At 44.3% G+C, this 5,297-nt stretch carries 5 protein-coding genes; all 5 read right to left on the bottom strand.

Translation table 11 applies throughout. The features are described 5' to 3' along the window. Positions 1 to 718, bottom strand: a 718-nt coding sequence (locus Q7P41_RS11570) for a glycosyltransferase family 2 protein (protein WP_303884419.1), incomplete at its 3' end; no start/stop codon positions are given. After that, the gene (locus Q7P41_RS11565) at positions 675 to 1,934 is read right to left on the bottom strand and encodes an O-antigen ligase (RefSeq protein WP_303884421.1); all 1,260 of its coding nucleotides are present in this window, start codon (positions 1,932 to 1,934) and stop codon (positions 675 to 677) included. The genes Q7P41_RS11565 and Q7P41_RS11570, both read right to left, overlap by 44 nt. Positions 1,935 to 1,976: 42 nt before the next feature. Next, positions 1,977 to 3,056: a glycosyltransferase gene (locus Q7P41_RS11560; RefSeq protein WP_303884417.1), complete on the bottom strand. Its 1,080-nt coding sequence runs from the start codon at positions 3,054 to 3,056 to the stop codon at positions 1,977 to 1,979. After that, the gene (locus Q7P41_RS11555; protein WP_273002059.1) at positions 3,056 to 4,249 is read right to left on the bottom strand and encodes a glycosyltransferase family 9 protein; all 1,194 of its coding nucleotides are present in this window, start codon (positions 4,247 to 4,249) and stop codon (positions 3,056 to 3,058) included. The genes Q7P41_RS11560 and Q7P41_RS11555 overlap by 1 nt, the downstream gene beginning before the upstream one ends. Then, the gene (locus Q7P41_RS11550; protein ID WP_303884415.1) at positions 4,243 to 5,295 is read right to left on the bottom strand and encodes a glycosyltransferase family 4 protein; all 1,053 of its coding nucleotides are present in this window, start codon (positions 5,293 to 5,295) and stop codon (positions 4,243 to 4,245) included. The genes Q7P41_RS11555 and Q7P41_RS11550 overlap by 7 nt, the downstream gene beginning before the upstream one ends. Positions 5,296 to 5,297: the final 2 nt, after the last annotated feature.

Genomic DNA, 5,297 nt, shown 5'->3' with positions numbered 1-5,297 from the left:
AAAACTTCCGTGGATCGAGCCAGCTTGATGGAGGAAAACGTTTCGGGTCCAAAGCGCGCGTAATCGAAGAGCCATGTTGGACATAGTGGACAAGCACCTCGGGAATTATGGCAACATCACGGGCATGATAAAAGGCGCGCCATCGAAACTCGATATCCTCGCCCATTGATATGGACTCGTCGAAATAAATCTTAAAACCGATCAACATTGACCGCCTATAAATTGCACTTCCAGACCAAACTTCAAGTTTCTCGGTCAACAACGAAAGGAGAGCATCTCTGCCACTTAAAATTTTATTCCTATTTGTAATCAAACGGGGCTTAAAGCTTCCATCTTCATATAAAAGATCGTAGGAACAACAGGCTATATCAATTGAGGGCTTGCTTTCTATTGCCTGCATCAGCTTTAAGACGTAATCTTTTTCTGCTAAATCATCGGCATCCAAAAAAATGATGTATTCACCACGCGCCAGGGAAATTCCTTTATTTCTTGCGCTTGGTCCTCCTCTATTAAATTGATGATACACTTCCATGGCAATAGGTGAGCGTTTCTGCATCTTCTTGCAAATGTCTAGAGTATCATCGCTAGAGCCGTCATTTACGACTATGATCTCAAAATCCCGAGAGCTTTGAGAAAAAAGGCTGTTTAAAGTGCGTTCAATAGTACTGGCAGCATTATAGGCAGGGATTATAACGCTTATCTTCGGAAGTGCTGTCATCCTTTTTTATCCTTTCTTTCGCTACCATTCCCATGAACAAACCCAGACTTCCCCAAAAAAGTGGGATAATCTCCTCATAAAGCGGAGCATTGTCCACCGAACCATAAAGCACATAAACCGACCACAGTCCAAGCATTGCTAGCCTAAAGGCTCCAATCTGTTTACATATCGGGGCATTAAATATCAATCTGAAGATTGACAATAAAAGAGCAATAAAAGCAGTACCTGCTATTACACCATGAACGGCAAAATTTTGAAGCAGCAAGTTGTGAGCATGAGCAAAGGTACTATAAGACGAACTAGAATTCATTTCTGTCAAAATATTTCTACATACAGTACTGAAATTTCCTGACCCCACACCCCAAAAGGGATATTGACCTATCATCCTTATAACAGCACTCCAAACGTATTGGCGTTCATTTAGAAGCTCCATCCACCAATTCCCATGTGTTAAATCAACAGATTTGAGTTGTTCTAAAATATCTGACCTGAGTAAAAAAAATATTATTAAGGCAATAAATAATATACTAACAACATACATCGAAGCTCTGTTAGCAGATAAAACAAACATGATAAGAATGCATACAAGATACAAATGGGGCAATACATCTGAAACTGAATATCTATAAGAACAAAACAAAGACCAAAGCAGCATAATTGCAGAAACTAATGATGCAAGTTTATTTCGATAACGGTTCTCGGCCAAATAAGCCACATTAATCAAGCCGATCATAATCAGACCGCTGAACAGAATATGAGGAGCAACAAAAATGCCATGGTGATATTGGTAGATTCCCCTATAATAAAATTCAATAAAAATTAACAACACAAAAACCCAAAATACAATCCAACTGTACCCGACCTTTTGTAGTTCATTTGAGTCAAAAGATTTGGCTATCGCATATCCCAGCATGGCAAATACACCGAAGGCAATTTTATACAGAGGCCCGTCTAGATTAGTGAGGCTTCCTTTCATAATAAGGTCAGACATAAAAACCGCAAATACAAACACAACATAATAAAATACGATCCATCGTATTTGGTCGTCTACGACAAAATCGACGAGGATATTACGAGTTTTTTTAACGATATTGATAAGCCAAAAGAGCAGCAAAATTATCGGCAAAACCGTATATCCCACTCCTAACAATGAAATTCCCTGACTAATGAAAAAAACATGCATTGGCCATTTATCTTTAATGTGGCTCGTATTCATCAAATAAACCTCCAGTGTTAAGATGTATTCGCTATCGCAAACCTAATACCTCAATGCGTCTTTGTAAACTTCTATTGTATTTTCAGTCATCTTTTCTTTCGTAAATTGTTCGCTTCGCTTTAAGCTCATACCGCTTAATTTGGCCCTCAATTTTTCGTCTTCAACTGCTTTTTTAAGAGAATCGGCCAAACCGTCAATGTCTCCTAGTGGCACAAGAAGTGCTGCGTCGCCAGCCACTTCGGAAAGAGCTGCCTCAGTATATCCTATTACGGGAAGTCCGCAAGCCATCGCTTCCACCATGGACAGGCAAAAGCCTTCCGCATTCGACGGAACGCACGCTATATCCAAAGACTTCAAAAACGGAAATATCTTATCCGGAGGTATAAAACCCGTAAAAATCACCTTGTCTGAGATGCCAAGCTCGCCTGCAAGCCTTTTCATGTCGGGCAGCAGGGGCCCGTCACCTCCAAGTATCAATTTCACCGGAAGCTCATCACAAATTTTAGCGAAAGCCTTGAGTAAGTCAGCGTGACCTTTTGGTGCCTTAAAGGTGGCAAGAAGTCCAATACGAACGACCCGACCGTCCTTTGGAAACAGCGGGGCAGAACTTCTTGCACCTTTCATATCGATTCCGTTGTATACCACCCATGTATGTTCAACCCACGGCATGCCCTTTTTTACGTAATCTTCTACTGCTTTTGACACACAGATAATCTGCTTTTGTCTTTTATAATGTCTCGGCTTATGGTAGGAATGCATATGACATAACAGCCTTTTTCTCGAGTCAGGCGACAATAAAGGCGCAATGTAACCGCTTAACTTCGCCGCACGGCCTAAATGAACATGGACAATGTCGTGCGTTTTAAGTGCCCTTGCGAAAAGTACAGGAGTAAAAGGCTCGTAGTCATTTAAAAAGGGGACTACCCTTATCTTTACTTCAGGCGCCAGTTCTTGACATAAAACAGCATTTTTCCTCACCCAAACTTCCACATCGTGGCCCATTTTTGCTAATCCATTTGAAAGGGTGACGACGACCTTTTCAGCCCCACCCCAACCTCCAGCATCGATAGCCTGAACGATCTTTAACGGTTTATCAGAGGCCATTTCAACTTCTTTCATCATCAATTATGCTCCTTATTTGCGAGCAATAAAGTTGCTGCTTCGCATAAAACCTGCGGAGTAATTCCCGCTGCACACCATCTTTGTCCGCTGCAGGCTTTCATATCTCTGGCAGGGCAAGGGGAGCATTCAATATCGGGATAAACGCTCCAAACGCGCTCGCCCAAAGGCATAAATTTGTTGATGCGCGAAAGCAAGCTAATCACCAATGTCTTAGTGCCCAAAGCCGCGGATAGGTGGGCCCCTCCCGAATCGCCCGATATGGCCAATGCTGACCTTTTAAGTAAGGCCATACAGAGGTACAGTTCGTCATCAAAGGAAAGCCCTGAAAGAAGATAGGGAACGTAAGCACCGCTTCCCATCGAGGCGGCCATATCTTGAAGCTCTTTCATTTGGTTCGGTCCACCGAAAAGCAATACCTTAAGACCCTTCTCAAGCAACATACGACCCAGGGAAATATAACGATCTTTTCCCCAATCTTTTACCGGATTTGAGCTACGCGGAAACATTGAAACCGCCTCTCCAAAACGATATTTCTCCCACAGTTCGTTGGCGATTTCCTCGATTCTTTCAGGTATGCAAATACGATGCAGCGGTCTTGGCGGTCTCATGCCGAGCCTTCTTGCCATGATCAAGGTTTGGAATGTATCGTGAACTTCGTGCCTGTTGGGTTCTTTAAATTTCCAATCGCTAAAGAAACATTTGCTTGAATATCCGATGCGGTGCTTATACTTGAAGCACAGGGAAAAAAACAAAGAAGGAACGAACTGGCGCTGTGTATCTATAAACAAATCTACCCTACCAATCCGCCTTCCCTCCCGCCACCATTTAACGTACTCTGGGAAAGCAGAGGGTCTGTGCTTTCTTACGACAGTATAAAGCACGTCGTCTATAAGGCCGCTATTTTTCAATAAGCATTTGATCGGATTGGAAAACCCGCCGATCCACGTGATATGGCTTTCAGGCCACGCTGACCTCAGGGCGTTGAAGAAAGGGTTTATCATCACAATATCGCCCACTCCCCCGCCACCTACATACACTAAAATCCTTTCTACATTCAACGTCTTGTACAAAGGGTCCTTGTACCAGGGTTTGTAAAGCTCTTCAGGATAATCATCCGGCTTTGCTTTGTAAAGTAATACCTGAAAATTCCTTTCCGACGGCGACACGGGCCAACTTTTAATGGTAGTCAGCATGACATATCTTTCCTCTTGTTAGTTTCTGTGCTACATGATTGATATACATCGATGACCTTTCTCGCCATATCTTCGACAGTTAGTATCTTATCACGATCAAAAAGCTGAAAGGCCTTTCTTTCGCGAAGCATATCTTCAATCCCTTTTCTCCAGGACTCTTCGTCCCCCGGCTCAAGCAGAGTTTCCGGGTTTAGGCAAAGCTCTCTCACCGGTGGAAGGTCTGATGCCAACACGGGCACGCCCATCTGTATGGCCCTCATCAGGGTCATGCCCATTCCCTCTTCAAGTGAAGGAAACAAGAAACAGGAACAGTTGACATGCCATTCATCTACGTCGTCCCTAAAGCCCCAAAAACGCACCTTATCTGCTATGCCCAGTTCTACGCTAAGTCGTTCAAGCTCAGTTCGTTTAGGTCCGTCGCCTACTACATCCAGGATCCAGTTCCCTTTAACTCCTGCCAGGGCCTTCAAGGCAACCTGCAAACCCTTTCTTGGCGTCAGACGCCCGATGAAAAGAAGCTTAAATGGATCACTCTTTAGGCTACCCTGCCAAGTCTTCACGACAGGCAGCAAACCATTATATATGACGAAAGTGTTTTTCGGAAGATATGGCGCCAAATGATCTCTAACAGAACAACTTACGCTTATGGTAGCGCATGCCCTTTTTAACGGAAGCAGCGCAAGCGAATGCTTAAACGTGTCGTGCGTGGTGGCGACCCAGGGAACGCCGCTTAAAACACTTGCCCACCAGGCGATCCAAAAAGGTACGCGCGAGTGGGCGTGAATCACGTCCCACCCCTCCCCTTTTGCCTTCTTGGCAATGCGCAAAGCGCACCAAAGGGCGGTAAAGGGGTTTTTGGCGTGAACGGGAAGGTGCCAGACCTTTACACCCTCGTCGAGGAACTTTTCGAGCTTTCCGCCCTTGGTCACGACCATTATCTCATGGCCCTGCTTTGCCAGCGAACCGGAAAGCCACAACACGTGGCGTTCAACGCCGCCCTCATGAAACTCCGGCAGGATTTGCATTACTTTCAAAGTTTTGCCCATCG

The sequence above is a fragment of the Acetomicrobium mobile genome (assembly GCF_937920065.1).
The sequence above is the reverse complement of the archived record's forward strand: the minus strand, read 5'-3'. Positions and strand labels throughout refer to the sequence as shown.